The organism is Marinicauda pacifica (assembly GCF_004793635.1).
In the GTDB taxonomy this organism is placed as follows: domain Bacteria; phylum Pseudomonadota; class Alphaproteobacteria; order Caulobacterales; family Maricaulaceae; genus Marinicauda; species Marinicauda pacifica.
This window is the reverse complement of the sequence record NZ_SRXV01000122.1, coordinates 1-301: the sequence shown is the minus strand read 5'-3', so window position 1 is coordinate 301 and position 301 is coordinate 1. Positions and strand designations below refer to the sequence as shown.

Sequence of the window (301 nt, the reverse complement as noted above, 5' to 3'; positions counted from 1 at the left end):
CACGGCTTATGCCTACTGGATCTTCCGAGGCAAAGTCACCAAGGAGACGGGCTATCACTAAATTCGATCACAATCGCTATTCTGACGATTCCGGCGACCGCCCGCTCTGGTCGAGGCTGGCCTGGTTTGCCGTGCTGTGGTCCGGGTCCGTACTTGTGCTGATGACGGTGGCCTATTTCATCCGCCTCGCGATTCTCTGACGCTTTCCTTCGTTCCCGGTTTGATCTAATCGGCGGAGAGTCGAAGGAGACCGTCCATGCCGCATCGCTGTCACTGGCCGGGGGAAGACCCGCTCTACATC

1 protein-coding gene is annotated in these 301 nt (G+C 58.1%); it reads left to right on the top strand.

Annotated features, from left to right (window positions below; translation table 11 throughout):
• Positions 1-200, top strand: a 200-nt coding sequence (locus E5162_RS14645; protein ID WP_206751150.1) for a DUF2474 domain-containing protein, incomplete at its 5' end; no start/stop codon positions are given.
• Positions 201-301: the final 101 nt, after the last annotated feature.